The sequence below is a fragment of the Catelliglobosispora koreensis DSM 44566 genome (genome assembly GCF_000379685.1).
Lineage (GTDB): Bacteria > Actinomycetota > Actinomycetes > Mycobacteriales > Micromonosporaceae > Catelliglobosispora > Catelliglobosispora koreensis.
The window spans coordinates 85,445-103,867 of the sequence record NZ_KB903291.1 but is presented as its reverse complement, the minus strand read 5'-3'; the positions used below and the strand labels follow the sequence as shown (position 1 = coordinate 103,867).

At 64.6% G+C, this 18,423-nt stretch carries 15 protein-coding genes; 10 read left to right on the top strand and 5 right to left on the bottom strand.

All coding sequences use genetic code 11. The features are described from left to right. Positions 1-73 precede the first annotated feature (73 nt). Entirely contained in the window at positions 74-760 is a 687-nt protein-coding gene (locus A3E1_RS0132655) for a hypothetical protein (RefSeq protein ID WP_020525035.1), read from the bottom strand. Positions 761-810: 50 nt separating this feature from the next. Here A3E1_RS0132655 and A3E1_RS0132650 point away from each other — a divergent pair, with 50 nt between their 5' ends. Next, positions 811-1,551: a GNAT family N-acetyltransferase gene (locus A3E1_RS0132650; protein ID WP_026209057.1), complete on the top strand. Its 741-nt coding sequence runs from the start codon at positions 811-813 to the stop codon at positions 1,549-1,551. After that, a complete protein-coding gene (locus A3E1_RS43275; RefSeq protein WP_020525033.1) occupies positions 1,548-2,390 on the top strand; it encodes a lysophospholipid acyltransferase family protein in 843 nt (280 codons plus the stop codon). The genes A3E1_RS0132650 and A3E1_RS43275 overlap by 4 nt, the downstream gene beginning before the upstream one ends. Here A3E1_RS43275 and A3E1_RS0132640 read toward each other — a convergent pair. After that, positions 2,368-3,147, bottom strand: coding sequence for an alpha/beta hydrolase (locus tag A3E1_RS0132640; RefSeq protein WP_020525032.1), 780 nt, complete (start codon positions 3,145-3,147; stop codon positions 2,368-2,370). The genes A3E1_RS43275 and A3E1_RS0132640 overlap by 23 nt on opposite strands. 89 nt (positions 3,148-3,236) lie before the next feature. Here A3E1_RS0132640 and A3E1_RS0132635 point away from each other — a divergent pair, with 89 nt between their 5' ends. Both A3E1_RS0132635 and A3E1_RS0132630 read left to right on the top strand, forming a co-directional pair. Then, entirely contained in the window at positions 3,237-4,160 is a 924-nt protein-coding gene (locus A3E1_RS0132635; RefSeq protein ID WP_020525031.1) for a LysR family transcriptional regulator, read from the top strand. 63 nt (positions 4,161-4,223) lie between these two features. Next, complete coding sequence (locus A3E1_RS0132630) at positions 4,224-5,039, top strand: MBL fold metallo-hydrolase (RefSeq protein ID WP_020525030.1); 816 nt, start codon at positions 4,224-4,226, stop codon at positions 5,037-5,039. Here A3E1_RS0132630 and A3E1_RS43270 read toward each other — a convergent pair. Beyond that, a complete protein-coding gene (locus A3E1_RS43270; RefSeq protein WP_157631883.1) occupies positions 5,036-5,569 on the bottom strand; it encodes a hypothetical protein in 534 nt (177 codons plus the stop codon). The two genes, A3E1_RS0132630 and A3E1_RS43270, sit on opposite strands and share 4 nt — an antisense overlap. A gap of 389 nt (positions 5,570-5,958) precedes the next feature. On the opposite strand from A3E1_RS43270, the gene A3E1_RS0132620 reads away from it, so the two are divergent. The 3 genes from A3E1_RS0132620 (at position 5,959) to A3E1_RS43265 (ending at position 9,671) form a co-directional block, all read left to right on the top strand. Further along, positions 5,959-6,648, top strand: coding sequence for a response regulator transcription factor (locus A3E1_RS0132620; RefSeq protein ID WP_020525028.1), 690 nt, complete (start codon positions 5,959-5,961; stop codon positions 6,646-6,648). Next, positions 6,645-8,105: a sensor histidine kinase gene (locus A3E1_RS0132615; protein ID WP_020525027.1), complete on the top strand. Its 1,461-nt coding sequence runs from the start codon at positions 6,645-6,647 to the stop codon at positions 8,103-8,105. Before A3E1_RS0132620 ends, A3E1_RS0132615 begins: the two co-directional genes overlap by 4 nt. Before the next feature lie 63 nt (positions 8,106-8,168). Beyond that, on the top strand, positions 8,169-9,671 hold the full coding sequence (locus A3E1_RS43265) for a S1C family serine protease (RefSeq protein ID WP_020525026.1): 1,503 nt from the start codon (positions 8,169-8,171) through the stop codon (positions 9,669-9,671). A gap of 95 nt (positions 9,672-9,766) precedes the next feature. Here A3E1_RS43265 and glpK read toward each other — a convergent pair whose 3' ends face one another. Both glpK and A3E1_RS0132600 read right to left on the bottom strand, forming a co-directional pair. Then, complete coding sequence (glpK, locus tag A3E1_RS0132605; RefSeq protein WP_020525025.1) at positions 9,767-11,209, bottom strand: glycerol kinase GlpK; 1,443 nt, start codon at positions 11,207-11,209, stop codon at positions 9,767-9,769. A 130-nt stretch (positions 11,210-11,339) separates the two neighbouring features. Beyond that, complete coding sequence (locus tag A3E1_RS0132600; protein WP_020525024.1) at positions 11,340-14,438, bottom strand: efflux RND transporter permease subunit; 3,099 nt, start codon at positions 14,436-14,438, stop codon at positions 11,340-11,342. A gap of 103 nt (positions 14,439-14,541) precedes the next feature. Between A3E1_RS0132600 and A3E1_RS0132595 the strand changes: the two genes are divergently transcribed. The 3 genes from A3E1_RS0132595 (at position 14,542) to A3E1_RS0132585 (ending at position 18,407) form a co-directional block, all read left to right on the top strand. Next, positions 14,542-15,225, top strand: coding sequence for a response regulator transcription factor (locus A3E1_RS0132595; RefSeq protein ID WP_020525023.1), 684 nt, complete (start codon positions 14,542-14,544; stop codon positions 15,223-15,225). Then, positions 15,222-16,598 carry a sensor histidine kinase gene (locus A3E1_RS0132590; protein ID WP_020525022.1) on the top strand — a complete coding sequence of 459 codons (1,377 nt, stop codon included), beginning with the start codon at positions 15,222-15,224 and terminating at the stop codon, positions 16,596-16,598. The genes A3E1_RS0132595 and A3E1_RS0132590 overlap by 4 nt, the downstream gene beginning before the upstream one ends. 81 nt (positions 16,599-16,679) lie before the next feature. Further along, entirely contained in the window at positions 16,680-18,407 is a 1,728-nt protein-coding gene (locus A3E1_RS0132585) for a serine/threonine protein kinase (protein ID WP_020525021.1), read from the top strand. The last annotated feature ends 16 nt before the right edge of the window (positions 18,408-18,423 follow it).

The window sequence follows — 18,423 nt, the reverse complement described above, 5'->3', positions numbered from 1 at the left end:
CCTAATTCCGCCCGTTCTTAACGAGTACTTAGAAAGCCGGCCTCAAGGCTACGCCACGCCCGGTTGTGATCGATCACACAGGGGGCAGTGCGATCCAGACCGCCTCAGCCCGCGCGAGCACGGCGTCTTCAGGTGAGTAGAGCGTTGTGCGCACGACCGCCTTGCGACCGACCTCACTGAGCAACTGGCCCATAACCACGCACTCCTGGCCAGGCTTGGGGATTTCATTGACCGCCACGCTGATGCGGCCGAGGACCCAAGGGTGCGTTTCGTCGATGACGGTCCAGCCGCCGGGACAATCGAGAGCAGCCCAAACGGTCAGGTCGCTGACGTCTTCGGGAACTTTGAAGATCGAGGCGGTGCGCCCATCGGCGGTCTTGCCCGGGTAGACCTTCAAGCCGTCTTCACGCGCTGGGCCACACACGAAACAACGCGGAAAGTGGTGTTGTTCGAACCCTGCGTAGTTGCGGGAAACGGCGACGGCTTCGTCGTGCGAGACCGCCGGCACCGGGGCGATGTCGTCAACGCGACTCTTAGCGGTCGCGATCACCGCACCATCGGGTGACGTCACCCGCAAGCCGTGCCCGGTATCGATCACCGTGAGTGGCGTGTCCAGGGGCGGAGGTTTCTGGAGCGTCACCTCGGCCAGGCCATCGTGCAGGAAGCGGGCGATCAAACCGGCCGTCCAGCCGCCGTTACCCGTTCCGGGCGGCCCGTTATAACGGGCGTCCACGACAAGAAGGTTGTTGTTGGGCTCCACGGGGAGAGCATTTCACGTCAATGTCACGTGCGGCCGTCACCCTCGGCCCCATGAGCACTTTGCTGCTGACCAAGGCCCCCACCGGCTACTCCGCGCTGATCGCGGGTGACGCACACCTCGTCGAGGCCGCCCAGAGGCTGCGGTATCGCGTGTTCGCCGAAGAACTCGGCGCACAGCTCGACCCGACCGGCATTGACGTTGACGACTTCGACGCCTATTGCGACCACCTGATCGTGCGGGAAGACAGCACGGGTGAAGTCGTGGGCACCTACCGGCTGCTGTCCCCGCAGCGGGCGATTTGGCTCGGCCGGCGTTACAGCGACAGCGAATTCGACCTGAGCGCGCTCACCGTGCTGCGCGATCAGCTGGTCGAGGCGGGCCGCAGCTGCGTGCACCCGGATCACCGCACCGGTGCCGTCATCAACCTGATGTGGGCCGGAATCGCGAAATACCTGGACACCTTCGGTTATCGCTACCTGGCCGGCTGCGCGTCGGTCTCGCTTTCCGATGGGGGTACTCAGGCGGCCGCCGTCCGCGACCTCGCCTTCCGCAAGCACTTGTCCCCGCCGGAGTTGCGCGTGAAGCCGCACCTTCCGTGGGCGGCGCCGACGCCGGAGCAGCCCGGCACGCTCACCGATGTGCCGTCGTTGCTGCGCGGATACCTGCGCTTGGGTGCCTGGGTCTGTGGCGAACCAGCCTACGACCCGGCTTTCGGCTGCGCTGACTTCTTCGTGCTGCTCGGCATCGAGAGGGTGAACCCCAAGTACCTAGAACACTTCTTAAAGTCATGAGCGCGACGTTGTGGCGGCCGCCTTGCCCGTGTGGCAAGGCGTGCCTGCCGCCCGCTCAGCGGACCGTCGGTCTATTCACGACAGTCGCCCGGCTGCTCGCCGCGGCCGCCGTGCTATTAGCGGCTGTGGTGCGGCCCGCGAAAGCGGCGTTGACGGCGCGGCGTTTGTTGCGTGCCATGGGCATTCGCTGGAGCCTCGTCGGCGCCCCGATCGGTAAGGGTGTTTTGCTCGCGGGCAACCATGTGTCGTGGCTCGACATTGTGCTCATGATGGCGCTGGCTAGCGAACCGGATGACGTGGCAGGCCGGCCGGCGGCCGAAGCGCTATCGGAGCCCGGAAAGCGTCAGGCGGCACGGCGGTCTGGTGGCCCCGGCATTCGGTTGGTGGGCAAGCATGACGTGGCTGCCTGGCCGGTCATTGGGCGTCTGGCTAAGGCGTCGGGAACGATCTTCGTGGACCGGTCCCGGCCTAAGACGTTGCCGGGGACGGTCAGCGAGGTGACGGCGGCGCTACGCGGTGGGCAGACCGTCCAAGTGTTTCCGGAGGGGACGACGACGTGCGGTGCGCACCCGGCCGTCTGGCGGCCCGCGTTCCTGCAGGCCGCCATTGACGCGGGCGCGCCGGTGCAACGATTCACGCTGCTTTTCAGCACGCCCGCGGCCGCTTTCGTCGACGACGAAACGCTGCTTCACTCGCTGTGGCGGGTGGTGCGGGCCCGTGGCCTGAGCATCACCGTGCTCATGGACGAACCGCTGCCGCTTTCCGGCTCTCGGCGGTCCTCAGCACGGCGGCTGTCTCCGGCGCGGGTGCACCGTCCTAACGCGACAGCCAGTCCGTAACGATCGCGTCGACCTGAGCGGCGTTCGCCGTCTGCGGCGCGGCTTCCATGCCCGGCTCCTCGGCGAGGGCGTGACCCATGCCGGGAACTTTCACGAACGAAGAGCCAGCCGGCAGTTTCGACCACAGCTGTTCAGCCGGGCCGGTGAAGCCGGGCTCATCCTGCTCGCCCGCCACGATGAGCACCGGGAGGGTGATTTCGCTTGCCCTGGCGGGGAAGTCGAGGTGTGCGGCGACTGCCCGCGTCGCTTCGGTCCACGGATAGGTGATGCCAAAGCCCTTCTCGGCCGTGCTGATCATCCCGGCCAGCTGGATCGCCGGGCTCACGAGCGCGACCTTGTCGACCTTGACTCCGGTTTCGGTGAGCACGCGCAGCACCACCATCGACCCGATCGATCCGCCCACGAGACTCAGGTGCTCGTTAACGGGCAGTTGCTCGCGAAGCGCGGCGAGCGCTGCCGGAAACTCTGACACCGCTTGCGTTGTCAGCGGTTCGTAGATATTCGTAATGACATCTTCCATAGCCAGTTTGATGAACTCGTCGAATCCGCCGGCGGGGCCACGGCTGCCCGTCAACGGGAGGCCGAGGTAAACGCGCCACGCGTCAACTCCGTTGAGCGGCAACGCCGACGCCATCGCGACCTCGGTGCGGGGCGCGTCGAGCAGGTGCCAGACAACGACAAGCGGCTTGTTTTCCGGGTTGTTCGCGGGAGGTATAGCTAGGAACGGCACTCCAGCCGCGTGTCCTGTGATCGTCATGGGTCTAGTTGACCTCGCGGGTCCGGCAAAGTCGAACAACTATGTTCGCTATTTGCACAACCGATGGTTGTCGGGGCAGGGTAGGTGCCGTGGATCTGGATCTAGGACAGGTGCGGGCGTTCGTGCGTGCGGCTGACGAGCAGCACTTCGGGCGGGCGGCGGCTGGGCTTTACCTGACGCAGCAAGCGCTGTCCAAACGCATCTCGCGCCTGGAACAAACCCTTGGCGAGGTGCTCCTGCTGCGCCAGCATCAGAAGGTTTCGCTGACGGTGGCAGGGGAGCGGTTTTTGCCCTACGCACGGGAACTGCTAACGGTGGCAGCACAGGGCGCCCTCGCCGTGCGCGCGCAACCGTTGCCGCTCAAGGTGGATGTCTGGGGACCCGTGCACCGGCCACTCACGTTGCTTGGCGAGCTTGCTTCGGCGTACCCCCATCTGGTCTTTGAATTGAGCATGCGACGGAGCCTGGCGTCGGCAATGGAGGCCGTGGCGCGCGGAGAGCTCGATATGGCTTGGGGCCGGCCGCATGATCTCGTGGTTCCCGAGGGCCTGACCCGGCGGTTCATTTGCCTGGAGCCGATCGCGGCGGCTGTCCTAAGTGGACACTCGCTAACCGCAAAACCCTTCCTGGACCAGGAAACGTTGCGAGAGCAAGGCTTGTGGATCCCGTTCGGTGACACCCCAGCCGAACTGGTCGGGCTGTTACGGTCCTACGCGGCCGCGATCGGTGTCCCCATCAGCGGCACACCGCTCAATCTCGGCGTGGAGCACACCCTTGCCGAGTTACGACGGCACCCTGAACGCGTGACCCCGGTGGGCGCCTGGTGGGCTCTGCCGCCCGATGTCGTGCGGATTCCGTTGTCGCCCACGCCCCACCTCCCGTGGTCGATCCTCTGGCGGGCGGACAACCCGCATCCCCTGTTGCCACCGTTGCTGGAGTTGCTGAAGCCTTCCGTGAGCTTCGATCCCGACCGAGACTGGCTTCCTGCCGCTGATCTGGCCGATTTGCCTTAGGACTTACGGCTCGTTCTCGCGCGATCTGCTGCGCGGTGCTCGCGAGGGTTCGACGATGGGAATATGAACGTCTATCGCAATGCTGACGTGACTGTTCTCAACGATCAAATGATGGTTCCGGGCATAGGATTCTTGCCGGTCAACGCTTTTGTTCTGCATTCCGCCGAACCTGTCGTGATCGACACCGGGCTGAGCCTGCCAGGTAAGGCGGATGCCTTCCTGGAAACGCTTTCTTCGGCGCTTGATCCGGCCGATGTTCGTTGGATTTTCATCACCCATCCCGACCGTGATCACACAGGCGGGCTCATGAAGCTGCTGGAAGCTGCCCCAAAGGCGCGCTTGGCCGGAAACTTCGCCTGTATTGGCATCATGTCGACCGAGTGGGAGATTCCCCTGGACCGGGTTTACCTCATCAATCCCGGGCAATCGCTTTCAGTGGGTGACCGCGAATTGTCGGTGTTCCGGCCGCCACTGTTCGATAGCCCGGCCACGATGGGCTTTACCGAAAGCGCGACCGGGGTGTGTTTCAGCTCAGACTGTTTCGGGGCACCGCTGCCGAGCGCTGAGCTGGCCAGCGCCGCCGATGTCAGTGAGGTGCCCGAGGCTGACCTGCGCGAGGGGCAATTGCTTTGGGCCGCAGCCGATAGCCCTTGGGTGCACACGGTCGACCCAGTGAAGTTTCAGCAGACCATCGATCCGATCGTGGCTATGGATCCGTCGGCTCTTCTGAGCAGCCACCTGCCACCGGCATTTAACCGCACCAGGCAGTTCGCCGACATGCTGACCCTGGCTCCGCGGGCCCGGCCCTTTGCCGGACCGGACCAGCGCGCCCTAGAGGAATTGCTGGCTAGCTTTGAACCCGCTGTGGCGAAGGCCTAAAGCCCGAAAGCGCTGACGATCTGGGTAGCGCGTGACTCGTGCTTGGCATATGCGTTGGGGTAGGCCGAGATTTGCACGGCCTGGGCCGCCGCCGTCAGCGACATGTTCTCCCAGTCAAGCTTGATGAGCTTGGTGAAGAACTTCGCCGCCTGATATTCGGGGCGCATGAGGTCTGCCACGGTTCCCCAGCCTGAGCTTGGCCGCTGCTGGAACACGCCGACCGAGTCGTGGTCGACGCTGCTGCCTTCGTGGGGGTAGTTGAACGACTCTGGCACGGCCTCGCTGGCGTTGTTGTAGAGATTGCTTTCCTGCATCGCCGTCGCCATGCCGATGATGATGGCCCGCTTCGGCAAGCCCATCTGCTGTCCAACTTGGACAATGATTCCCGCGTTTTTCATCTGGGTCACATTGAGCCCGGCGACCGGGGCGGGAGGGCCCGTCGGCGTGGGGGAAGGGCTCGGGCTCGGGGTAGGGGACGTGCGCTCAAAGGACCGGGAGGTGGTCTTTTCCTCGGTCGTGCGGTCCGCCATGAAGGACGTTAGATCGCTGTTGGCGAGCTGTTGTTCCACAGGTTCTGTTGCTGAGACGCTGCCGGTGAAGACTGCCGCGCTGCCGATGAGGCAACCCGCGAGGACAAGCCCCGGTAAGGGGACCGCCGATCGGGAATGGGCGCGATGCCTACCACGATGACTACGTCTTGAGCGTTTATGCCTGTGACTTCCGGGGGAACTTGGCATTTGCCGACGATAGGCAGGCGACTACAGGCGCTGACCACACAATTTGTGTGACCTGTACTACTTCCGTGCATGCACGAATGGGTGATGTCCGGAAATAGAGGTATAAGCGGCTGCGTCGATCTCACAGAGAGCTTTCAGGAAAGCCTCAGCGAGGGCGTAGAGAACCGGGGTTAGATGGGTTCATGCCTGAGGCGAGCCTGCTGGTGGTCGAGGACGACCCGAATATTCTCGAGCTGCTATCCGCAAGCCTGCGCTTCGCCGGATTCGAAGTCAGGGCGGTGACCAGCGGAAGCGCCGCGCTCGCGGCGTCGTCCCAGCAGCGCCCTGATCTTGTCGTGCTCGATGTGATGCTCCCAGACTTCGACGGCTTCGACGTGATCAAGAAACTGCGCGCCGATGGCGACCGGGTGCCCGTGGTGTTCTTGACGGCCCGTGACGGGACGGATGACAAGATCCGTGGACTGACCCTCGGCGGGGACGACTACGTGACGAAGCCGTTCAGTCTCGAAGAGCTGACCGCCCGCATCCGGGCGGTCCTGCGCCGCACGACCGGCGAGTCGGCCGCGACGCCGAAGCTGTCGTTCGCTGACCTTGAGCTGGACGAGGAGACCCACGAGGTCCACCGCGGGGGCAACCTGGTGCAGCTGTCGCCGACAGAGTTCAAACTGTTGCGCTACCTCATGCACAACCCCAACCGCGTGCTCAGTAAAGCTCAGATCCTCGATCACGTCTGGAATTACGACTTCCGGGGTGACGACAACATCGTCGAGTCCTACATCTCCTACCTGCGCCGCAAGGTCGACAACGTGCAGCCCCGCCTGATCCAGACCCTGCGCGGCGTGGGCTACGTGTTGCGTAAACCAACCGCATGAAGCTGAACCGGGTCCCGCTGCGCATCAAGCTCGTCGCCTTGGTGATGCTGTTGCTGACGTTCGCGATCGTCCTCATTGGAGTCGCGAGCAATTTGGCTATCGGCCGCTACCTCACCGACAAAGTGGACTCGGACCTCCTTGCCGCTGCGGGACAATTGCAGCAGGCACCCCCGGCGGTCATTTCCAGCACACAAAAACTGCCTCTGCCGAGTGACTACATCATCATCTACCCCAACCCGGGGTCGGAGTGGCACTTCAGCGCTTACAGCGGCTTGCCGGAAAACGAGCGCCCGGTCTTCACCGAAAACGCTGAAGCTCTGGGCAAATCGCTTGGGGAATACCGGATCGTCTACTCGCAGGACCGCAAACACAAGTGGCGCATGATGATTTCGGCGTTCTCCGACGGCCGGCTTTTCCTGGTCGCCAAGAGCACCAACGAAGTCGACGGCCTGAAGAAGCGAGTGCTGCAAACGACTATCTACGGTGGCGCGGCAGCGCTCATCATGGCGGCCTCCCTGGGCACGGATCTCGTGCGGCGCAGCCTGCGTCCCCTAGCGACGATCGAGCGGACCGCCGGGGCGATCGCCGGGGGCGATCTCACGCGACGGGTGCCCGACCCTGAAGAGGGAGCCGAAGAACCCAAGACCGAAGTTGGCTCGCTCGCCCGCTCGCTCAACGCCATGCTGACGCAAATCGAGCAAGCATTCACCTCTTCACACGAGTCGGAGAACCGGGCGCTGCGTTCAGAGGAGAAGATGCGGCAGTTCGTCGCGGACGCCTCGCACGAGTTGCGCACTCCACTCACGACGATCCGTGGCTTCGCCGAGCTTTACCGTCAAGGCGCGGTCGGCAGTCCCGAAGACACGGCAGCCTTGGTGAAGCGCATCGAAGACGAAGCCCGGCGCATGGGACTGCTCGTCGAAGACCTGCTGCTGCTGGCCCGCATGGAACAAGAGCGTCCTGTGCGCGCGCTGCCGGTCGAACTCCGCGTCCTCGCCATCGAAGCCGTTCAGGCGGCACAGGTTCTAGCACCTGATCGCGAGATCACGCTGTCGGTCGCTCCGGACTCCGGCGAACTGATCGTGCTCGGTGACGACGCGCGGCTGCGCCAAGTCATCAACAACCTCATGGGCAACGCCTTGGCGCACACGCCACAGGGCACTCCCGTGGAGGTCCGGCTTTACCGAGACGCTGACGAGGCTGTGCTGGAAGTGGCCGATCACGGGCCGGGGCTCAGCCCAGAACAGACCGACCGGGTGTTCGAGCGGTTCTATCGCGCCGACGCCGCCCGGACAAGACGTGCCGACGGTCACGTGAGCACGGGCCTAGGCCTGGCGATCGTGGCGGCACTCGTCGCGGCTCATAACGGCAAGGTTGAGGTGCAGAGCACACCTGAGCAGGGCGCGACGTTCATCGTGAGACTGCCAATAGACGCGGCGGTCGATGAATCGTTGTGATTCACAGCTGAGATACAGGGCAAAACCAGAGATACATCAGTACCCGAGGGAAGACTAGACACCATGAGCGAGATCGATAAGCCAGGCAACCAGCCGCCAGCCGAGGGCTGGACCTCCCCGGCGGGTGAACCGGCCGCCGCGGTGGGGCAGCCGAGTTCGTCCACGACGCCGGGAGCAGGCACGGACGACACGGCCGTTACCCCCGCAGCCGGTGCGGCATATGCGGTTTCGGCCTCCGGTGAATCCACACCGCCCACACACCCGGCATCGCAGCCGGCCTTCGGCAGCGCGGCTTACGGCGCCGGCGAAAGCCTCCCGGCGGGGCAAACGCCGACGAGCGGCGCGGGCGGCGGAACGGCATCGCAGCCGGTTTCGGGGCCCGCTTATGCGGCTGCCGGTGTGGGTGCGGGATATGCGGCTGGGCAGGCCGCCCCGACGACTGGTGCGGGATATGGCCCAAGTGGATACGTGGTGGGGCAGACGCCGGTATCCGGGCCGCACAGTCCAACGTGGACACCGCCTAACGCGGCGCCGAAGAAGCGGGTGCCCACGGCGGTGAAGGCGATCGCCGGGGTGACCGCGGCCGGTGTGCTGGCGCTGTGCTCTGGCATCACCGGCGCCGTGATCGCGACCGCGATCAACAACGGTGACGGCATCAACCTTCCGATGAGCACGGACACGGCTCCGGTGGTCAATGAGAACTCGGTCGCAGGTGTAGCCGCCAAGATCCAGCCGAGCGTGGTCTCGATCGCGACCGGGTCGGGTGAGGGATCGGGGGTCATCCTGACCGAGGACGGTTACATCCTCACCAACAACCACGTGGTCGAGTCGGCACGGGGAGGGTCCGTTTCGGTGACTCTCTCGAATGGAAAGAAGATTCAGGGCAAAGTCGTCGGCACTGACCCGAGAACCGATCTCGCCGTGGTCAAGGCCGAAGCGACGGGCCTGACCCCAGCGACACTGGCCGACAGCGGCAAGGTCAACGTTGGCGACACGGTGCTTGCCGTCGGAAGCCCACTGGGCCTGCAGGGTTCCGTGACGAAGGGCATCATCAGCGCCAAGGAACGGACGATCAGGGCCGGGGAGAGCGGCACCTCACTGTCCGGACTGCTGCAAACCGACGCGCCGATCAACCCGGGTAACTCCGGTGGCGCGCTGGTCGACATGAACGGCAATGTCATCGGCATCAATACCGCCATCGCCACGAGCGGACAGGGCGAAGGCAACATCGGTGTCGGATTCGCCATCCCGAGCAGCAAGGCCAAGACCGTGGCCGAGCAGCTCATGAAGGGGCAGAAGGTTAGTCACCCATTCCTGGGCGTCTCCGTGACGGCCGAGGAAACGGGCGGCGCGAAGATCAGCGCGATCTCGCCTAACAGCCCGGCCGCTGAGGCAGGGCTCCAGCAGGGCGATGTCATCACGAAATTCGGGGACAAGGTCGTCAATGACTCCGATGACCTGGTCTCAGCCGTCCAATCGGGCACCGTCGGCCAGAAGGTGACGGTGGAATATACCCGGAATGGTGAGCAGAAGACCGCAACCGTGACGCTCCGGGAAGCGTCTTAGCGGTAAGCGCACACGACCTGTGCCTCCTCCCCAAGGGGCGGTGGGTAGAGGTGGCCTCCGGGGGTTGGTCATCTCACCTACCGCCCTAACTTTCGTTAAGGCAATGTTTTGGCGACAGCGGCCTGCCATCGGGCGGCCGCTTTTTGCCTGTCCACAGTGGAGAGTGTCGGCTCCCAGCGCTTGTCTGCCCGCCAGTAGCCGCGCAGCACCTCCTGTGACGGCCACACCCCGGTGGCCAGGCCGGCCGCATAGGCGGCGCCGAGCACGGTGGTCTCGGTGATCGTCGGGCGGACGACCGGTACCCCCAAGAGGTCTGCCTGAATCTGGAGCAGCAGTGAGCTGGCGGTCATGCCGCCGTCGACGTTGAGGGCGGCGACCCGCTGGCCCGACTCCTGTGCCATCACCTCGACGACGTCGTGGACCTGCCACGCGGTGGCTTCCAGGGCGGCGCGGGCGAGGTGGGCCTTGGTGACGTAGCTGGTCAGCCCGCAAATGACGCCCCGCGCCTCCGGCTTCCAGTAGGGCGCGAACAACCCGGAAAACGCCGGCACGATGTAGCAGCCGCCGTTGTCGTCCACAGTGGAGGCAAGATCGTTAACCTCGCTCGCGGTCTTGATGATGCCCAGGTTGTCGCGCAGCCACTGGACCAGAGCTCCGGCGACGGCGACCGAGCCTTCGAGGGCGTAGACGGCCGGCTCGCCCTCGCGTTGGTAGCCCACGGTGGTGACGAGTCCCTTGGTGGACGCGATCGGGGCATTTCCCGTGTTGAGCAGAAGGAAGGCACCCGTGCCGTAGGTGCATTTGGCCTCGCCGGGCTCGAAGCACCCCTGGCCGAACAGTGCCGCTTGCTGATCGCCGAGCACCCCGCTGACCTCGGCTCCGGCGAGCGGGCCGCTGGTGATGGTGCCAAATGAGCCGATCGAAGGCTTGATCGTGGGCAGGAAGTCGCGCGGGATGCCGAACGCTTCGAGCAGTGCGTCGTCCCAGTCCAAAGTGGACAGGTTCATCAGCATGGTCCGGCTGGCGTTGGTGACGTCGGTGGCATGCTGCCCCGTCAGCTTGTAGATGAGCCAGCTGTCCATCGTCCCGGCCAGCACATCTGAGCGGCCCGTCGCGTCGAGGAGCCAGCGCAGTTTCGGCGCGGAGAAATACGTCGCCAAGGGCAGTCCGGTCTTGGCGCGGAAGGTGTCGATGTCGCCGTAGCTAGCGAGTTTTGACGCGGTGCGCGTGTCCTGCCAGACGATGGCGTTGCCGACCGGCTCGCCCGTCGCCCGGTCCCAGAGCATCGCTGTCTCGCGCTGGTTCGTGATTCCCACCGCGCGGACCAGCTGACGGCTGATGCCGGCCTTAGCTAGGCAAGCCTCGATGACAGCCTGCACGTTGGCCCAGATCTCGGCCGGATCGTGCTCGACCCAGCCGGGCTGGGGAAAGATCTGGCGATGCTCACGCTGATCGAAGGCGGTCAGCTGGCCCTGCTCGTCGAAGAGGAAGCAGCGCGATGAGGTCGTTCCCTGGTCTATAGCGGCGACGTAACCCACGCGCGACAGTCTTTCAAAGGACCCACGCGACCGCACGTTTCACGGCCCGGCACGCGAAGCCGCGGGCCAGCACGGGCGAGGGGAGGCGGCCCCTCGCGGGTGCTGGCCCGCGTAGTCGGTTTGGCTAGGGCTATACCGTGGCCGGCTCGCGCACTTCAGGCGTGGCGGCGGGCTTGCGGCGCACCCGGCCCTTGAAGCCCTCGGCCAGTGAATACAGCACCGGCACGAGCACGAGCGTCAGGAGCGTCGAGGTGACGAGCCCGCCGATCACTACTACCGCGAGCGGCTGGGAAATAAACGCGCTGGAATCGGTGAGCCCGAAAGCCATGGGCAGCAACGCGAAAATCGTCGCCACGGCGGTCATGAGGATCGGGCGCAGGCGGCGCTTGCCACCTTCGATGATCGATTCGTAGGTGTCCACTCCAGACTTGCGGTACTGGTTGATCAGGTCCAGCAACACGATGGCGTTGGTGACCACGATGCCGATGAGCATCAGCAGACCGATCATGGCTGGAAGGTCCAGCGGCTGCCCGGTAATGAAGAGCATCCCCAGCGAACCGGTGGCCGCGAACGGAATCGAGACCATCAGGATCAGCGGCTGCACGATTCCACGGAACGTCGCGATCATGACGAGGAAGACGAGCCCGATCGCCACGACCATCGCGAGGCCGAGGTCGCCGAACGCTTCCGCCTGACTTTGGGTGACCCCACCAATGGTGTACGTAGCACCCGCCGGCAAAGCCAGCGACTTCAGCTTGTCCGACAAAGCCTGGTTGACGACGTTGAGCGCTTCCGTGGTCGGGGTCGCGGTGACGCTAGCCGTGCGCACCTCGTCAACGCGATTGATGATGCCCGGGGCACCCACGATTTCGACCTTCGCCACGTCACCGAGCTTGAGCCCCGGCCCGATCGGCAATGCCTTGAGCGCGTTGAGGTCGGCCGGTGCGGCACCGGTCCGCAAGACGACCGGCTGTTCGACCCCGTCGACAACGAGACGGCTTATCTGAGTACCCCTAAAGGCTTGTCCGACAAACTGTCCCACCGAGGCGTCGGTCAGGCCGATGTTGGCCGCGGCGGCCCGGTTGAGCGTGATCTGGACCTGTTCGGTGTTGGCGGCGAGGTCGTCCTTGACATCAGTGACATCGGCTAGCCCGGCGACGGCGTCGCGCACCTGCTTGGTCGCGGCACGCAACGTGGCTTCATCGCCAGCCTGAATCTCAACCTCCAGATTAGACGATCCGAAGCCGCCTCCTCCTCCACCAGCACCGCCAACGGTCACTTCACCGACGTCCTTGCCGAGGGCCTCGGCCTTCGTGCGGAGGTCGTCGATGACGGCCTGCCTGTCGGCGGTTTCCTTGATGGTGATGTTGAAGCTCGCGCGGGCCGTGTTGCCGCCCCCGCCACCGAACGGGTTGCCGCCCCCGCCAACGGTCGCCTGGTATGAGGTCACGTCGTCGGAGTCGGCAAGGATCTGCTCGATCTTCTTGGCCGCCGCGTCAGTCGTGGCAAGGCTTGTGCCGCTTGGCATTTGCAGGGACATGTTCAGCGTCGTGCCGGAGCCGCCGATGAAGCTCGTGTCGATCTGCGTCGCGAGGAAGCCTGTGCCACCAGCGATCAGGAGAGCCAGGAGCAACGTCACGGCCCGGTGCTTGAGCGACCAGCGCAGCACGGGCGTGTACGCCCGCTGCAAGCGCCCGTTGGCTTCAGCCTCATCCATCTTGGCCGTTTTTGGCGGCTTGACGAACCAGTAAGCCATCACCGGGACGATCGTCAGCGAGACGATGAGCGAGGCGAGAAGGGCAGCCGTGACGGTCAGGCCGAAGGGGCCGAAGATCTGGCCCACGAATCCGCCGACCAAAGCGATCGGCAGGAACACCGCGACCGTGGTCAGCGTGCTAGCCGTGACCGCACCCGCGACCTCCTTGACCGCGGTGAGGATGGCGTGCTTCTTCTCCTCGCCACCGGCCAGGTGCCGTTTGATGTTCTCCAGCACCACGATCGAGTCGTCTACCACACGTCCAATCGCGATGGTCAGACCGCCCAGGGTCAGGATGTTGAGCGAATAGTCAGCCATCCACAACGCGATCAGGGCGATGACCACACTGACCGGGATCGAAACTGCTGTTACCAGGGTTGACCGGACGGACAGCAGGAAGAACAGGATCACCAGAACCGCGAACAGCAGGCCCAAAAGCCCTTCCGTGGTAAGGCTTTCGATCGAGCGCTCGACCTCGGGAGCCTGGTCGAAGATGACGGTCAGTTCACCGTCGCCCTTGAGCTCGGGGAGCTTTTCGTTGATGGCCTGTGAAATGGCCACGACGTTGGACCCGGGGATCGCCGTCACTGAGACACCGACGCTTGGCTGGCCGTTGGTGCGGGTTAGCGTCGTGGCATCCGTGGCGACAGACTCGACCTTGGCGATTTCCTTGAGCTGAACGGTGCTCACGGCGACTGTCGCTTTTGGAGCTTGCCCTGCTGCGGCAGGCGCCGCGGGCGGTGCTAGATAGAGCTCACGGATCTGGTCGAGCGAGGTGAACCGCCCGCCAATCGCGACCGAGTAGGACAGGCCGTTCTCGTTGATCACGCCACCGGCACTCGCGACGCCGTTTGCCGTCAGGGCCGTCGTCACCGACTGGATCGTGAGTCCCTTAGCGGCCAGTGCGACCGGGTCGAGGCTGATCGTCACCTGGCGGGTGCGGGCTCCGTTGACGGTCGCCTCGCGTACGCCATCGATCTTGTTGAGCTCCGGGACGACCTTGTCCCGCAAGCGTTTCGCCAGAGCTTCGTCGTCGCCCCCGCTGGCTGCCAGCACGATGACCGGAAGGTCGTCGGACGTTCCCGCGAACACCGTCGGGTCGACGTTGGCGGGCAGACGACTGTCGATGCGGGACAGGGCCTGCTCGATGTCGGCGGAGATGTCCTTGACATCAACGCCGTAGTCGAAGTTCACCCACACGGTGGAGGACCCGTTGCGGGACGCACTCGTGATCATCGTGACGCCGTCGATCCCGGAGACCGCTTGCTCGATCGGGATGGACACCTGCTGTTCGACGATCTCAGGCGTGGCACCCGGGTAGGAGGCGATCACGGAAATGCTGGGGAACTGCAGGTCGGGCAGCATTTGCTGGCGGAGCTGCGGAACGGTCGCGACACCGAAGCCGAGAATGGCGATGGTGATGAGCGCGACCAGCCCGCGATTGGCGAGACTAAGCCTGGCTAGGAAAGACACCGGGATACCCAACCAAATGAACCAGCAAGGTTGGCTGAATCAAAGCTGAAAGTTACCCACAAGATCTTGGAGTGGCGCTCACCCTGAGGGCACACTTGGCCACGTGCAGCGACTGCTTGTGGTAGACGACGAACCGACCATCGTGTCGCTTTTGTCAGCCAGCCTGCGTTTCGTGGGCTTCGACGTGCGGACGGCCGCGTCCGGGGCGGAAGCCCTCAAGGTCGCCGCCGCCTTCAAGCCGGAGTTGCTCGTGCTTGACGTGATGTTGCCTGACGTCGATGGATTCGAAGTCGTGCGGCGGTTGCGTGCCGACGGAAGGCACATCCCTGTGCTCTTCCTCACGGCCCGTGACGGGGTGCAAGACAAGATCACTGGACTGACCGTCGGCGGGGACGACTACGTCACCAAGCCGTTCAGTCTCGAAGAGGTCGTCGCCCGGATCAAGGCCGTGCTGCGCCGCACCTACGCGGCCCCCGCCGACAAACCGGTGCTGCGCTTCGCCGACCTCGAAATGGACGAGGAAACGCACGACGTGACCCGGGATGGCAAGCTGATCAAGCTGTCGCCCACCGAGTACAAACTGCTGCACTATCTGCTCGTGAACTCAGAACGGGTCGTCAGCAAGGCGCAGATCCTCGATCACGTATGGCGCTACGACTTCGGTGGCGACGCTCGCATCGTTGAGTCCTATATTTCGATGCTTCGCCGCAAGGTCGACATCGTTGAGCCGCAACTGATCCACACCTTGCGCGGCTTCGGCTACTCGCTAAGGCTGCCACGGCAGTGAAGCGGCCCAAGCGCTGGTCGCTGCGGTCACGGCTGCTCGCCGGGGTGCTGACCCTGGTCGCGGCGGGATTCTCGTGCGCCGGAATCGCCAGCGGGCACCTGCTCGGTAAGTACCTCACCGCGCGCGTTGACGAGCAGCTGATCTACGCACAGGAGCGACTGCAGGCATTTGATGCGTCCAATGTGGACGCTCCGGTGTTGTCTGACCGCGAACGGGACCTGCTCGACGCCTACGTCGTGCAGGTGCGAAATGCCGACGGCACCATCAAATGGGAGTTCGCGGCGCCCGACCAGAAGCTGATCCTCCCGGAACTGCCCACCCAGCGGGATAAACCGTTCTATGTGGACGGTGAGCGGCACCACCCCGGATATCGCGTGATCATTACGGATCTCGACAACGGCAGCGGGATCTTGGTTATCGCCTACGACATGTCCGGAACCGCACGGACGATGGCCCGCTTCGTGGGGATCGAATTGGTCGTCATGCTGACGGTGCTTGGCCTTTCAGCCCTGCTCGGCGTCGCCGTCGTGCGCGTTGGTTTGCGCCCACTGACCGAAGTGGAGCAAACGGCCGAGGAAATCGTCGCGGGCAAAGACCTTTCCCGGCGGGTACCAGCGCTCGCCGCGCCCGCGACGGAGATGGGCCGCTTGTCGGGCACGTTGAACAGCATGCTCGACGAGATCGAAGGAAACGTCGCGCGGCTAAGGCGGTTCGTTTCCGACGCCTCACACGAACTGCGCACGCCCGTGGCCGGCATCCGCGGGCTAGCGGAGCTTTACCGCCAGGGAGCGGTCACCGACCCGGCTGAAGTGTCGGCGCTCATCGCCCGCATCGAGTCCGAGGCGACCCGCATGGGCGTGCTCGTCGAAGACCTCTTGCTGCTCGCCCGCCTCGACGAAGAGCGGCCGTTGCGCCAGGATCAGGTTGACTTGGTACCCATTGCTGCTGATGCGATTGAAGGGCACCCGGTCGATTTGGAACTCGTTGGCGATGACCCTCCTGTCGTGATCGGCGATGAGGACCGGCTGCGGCAGATCGTCACCAACCTGGTCACCAACGCGCTCTCGCACACGCCGCCCGGAACGCCCGTGACCGTCCGGGTTGGGGTGGACAAGGGCAAGGCGCTTCTGGAAGTGGCAGATCGAGGACCCGGCATCGCGCCGGAACACGCTCAGCGGGTGTTCGAGCGGTTCTATCGCGTCGATCCGGCACGCGCCCGGGATCACGAAAGGTCCCCGGCGACCGGCTCTGGCCTGGGCCTATCCATTGTGTCCGGTCTTGTTGCGGCCCATGGCGGTTCCGTGGTGTGTGTCCCAACCGAAGGCGGGGGTGCGACATTCCGGATCACGCTGCCCTTGGCTGTTTTGAGCTGAACGCAGGGCTGCAATAAAGGCGCCGCAATGGCATGCTGTCCCCGGTTGGTTACCTTTCTTGCGCTCGGGGATACGAATCAAATGACTGGCGTTGCTGCCTCGGTTGGACGGCCCCTGCGGCAATCCGACCCGGCCGAGCTCGGGCCGTATGCGTTGCTCAGAAGGCTCGGCGAGGGCGGCATGGGCAGCGTCTACCTGGCCCAGAAGCCTGACGGCCCGCTCGTGGCACTCAAGATGATCCGTCACGATCTCGCCAGCGACCCCGACTTTCGGCGGCGCTTTCGCAGCGAAGTGGCCCGGGCTAAGCAGGTGCCCGCCTACTGCACGGCTGAGGTGCTTGACGCCGACTCAGATTTCGACCCGCCTTACCTTGTCGTCGAGTTCGTCAAAGGGCCGTCGCTCAACCGGGTCGTTCAGGAGCAAGGATCGCTTAGCCCGGCCAACCTGCACGGTCTGGCGATCGGCGTGGCGACGGCACTCACCGGCATTCACGGTGCCGGAGTGATCCACCGTGACCTTAAGCCCGCCAACGTGTTGCTGTCCCTTGCCGGGCCGAAGGTCATCGACTTTGGCATCGCCAGGGCGCCCGAAGGCACGGCGCTGACCGACACTGGCTCCAACCAGCTGATCGGCACGATCCCTTATATGGCACCGGAAAGGCTCGACCCGGGGCTGAACCTGCCGCTGACGTCGGCGGCCGACGTCTTCTCCTGGGGTGCCGTCGTTTGCTTCGCGGGCACCGGGCGCACCCCGTTCTCCGGGGGCAATGGCATCGAGACCGCGGCCCGCATCCTGACGCAGCCGCCCGATCTCAGCGGGCTCACCGGGCTGATCCGTGACTTGGTTGAGCGGGCGCTAGCGAAGAACCCGGCCGACCGGCCGACCGCGCGCGAGCTGCTTGACGAGCTCGTTGGCACGAGTGCCCGGATCGAAGCCGCCAGCAAGCAGGCCGTCGTGACCGTGGCTCCCGTCTCCACCGACACCACGCGGCTGGCTCCCGGGGTCGCCGTGGCAGAAGTGGTGACACACGCTCCGCGCAAGCGCCGCAAGGTGGCGATCCCGTTGCTGACCGCCGCCACCGTCTTGCTGGCCGCTGCCGTTGGCGGCTTCCTCAGCGGAGCGATCCGCCCCCCGTTTGACTTTGGGCTGAGCCCGGTTTCCACACCGTCGGTCTTGGACACTCCGACTCCGATGCCAACGGCGACACCTTCGCCATCAGTCACCCCGGCGGTTTCTCCCACCGCCACGCCTGTGCAGACGGCGAAACCCGCGTTCATCGAGGTCTCCCTGGCCTCTGACACGGCGTCCTGGAAGTCCAAAGACGAGATGCCGCTTGGCAAATGCACGGTCAAGAACGGCATGACCGCACACATCGAGCGTCCCGGCACTTATCGCTGCCCGGGTGCCATGGATGAGTTGCGGGACATGAGCGCTGAAGTCGATGTGTCGCTGCATAAGCCGGAAGCCTGCGCCGCCATCTGGACCAGGTTCTCCAACCTGCGTGGCTATCTGCTTGAGGTCTGCCACAACCGCTATGCCCTTTATCTGCACCAGGACAATCAGCAACCCGTCGTGCGAACGAAAGACTTGGCCAGCCCGATACCGATGAAGACCAAGTTCAAGGTCAAGATTGTGCTTCGCGGCAGCCAGATCGCCATCTTCCACAACGGACAGGAAATGATGTCCGTGCTGGATTCGTCGTTTGACAAGGGCTCGGTGCGTCTCGGGATCTCCGTGCCGGTCAACCCAGGCAACCTGCCCTACGACGTGACATTCAGCAACCTCGTCATTCACGATCTGGCGTCATGAAGGCCTAACGGAGCCT

What these genes read in the sequence shown, in the direction of transcription:
- A3E1_RS0132640 (WP_020525032.1), bottom strand. Translation starts at nt 3,147, where the DNA reads ATGACGATCACAGGACACGCGGCTGGAGTGCCGTTCCTAGCTATACCT.
- A3E1_RS0132615 (WP_020525027.1), top strand. Translation starts at nt 6,645, where the DNA reads ATGAAGCTGAACCGGGTCCCGCTGCGCATCAAGCTCGTCGCCTTGGTG.
- A3E1_RS0132630 (WP_020525030.1), top strand. Translation starts at nt 4,224, where the DNA reads ATGAACGTCTATCGCAATGCTGACGTGACTGTTCTCAACGATCAAATG.
- A3E1_RS0132620 (WP_020525028.1), top strand. Translation starts at nt 5,959, where the DNA reads ATGCCTGAGGCGAGCCTGCTGGTGGTCGAGGACGACCCGAATATTCTC.
- A3E1_RS43270 (WP_157631883.1), bottom strand. Translation starts at nt 5,569, where the DNA reads ATGGCGGACCGCACGACCGAGGAAAAGACCACCTCCCGGTCCTTTGAG.
- A3E1_RS43275 (WP_020525033.1), top strand. Translation starts at nt 1,548, where the DNA reads ATGAGCGCGACGTTGTGGCGGCCGCCTTGCCCGTGTGGCAAGGCGTGC.
- A3E1_RS43265 (WP_020525026.1), top strand. Translation starts at nt 8,169, where the DNA reads ATGAGCGAGATCGATAAGCCAGGCAACCAGCCGCCAGCCGAGGGCTGG.
- A3E1_RS0132585 (WP_020525021.1), top strand. Translation starts at nt 16,680, where the DNA reads ATGACTGGCGTTGCTGCCTCGGTTGGACGGCCCCTGCGGCAATCCGAC.
- A3E1_RS0132650 (WP_026209057.1), top strand. Translation starts at nt 811, where the DNA reads ATGAGCACTTTGCTGCTGACCAAGGCCCCCACCGGCTACTCCGCGCTG.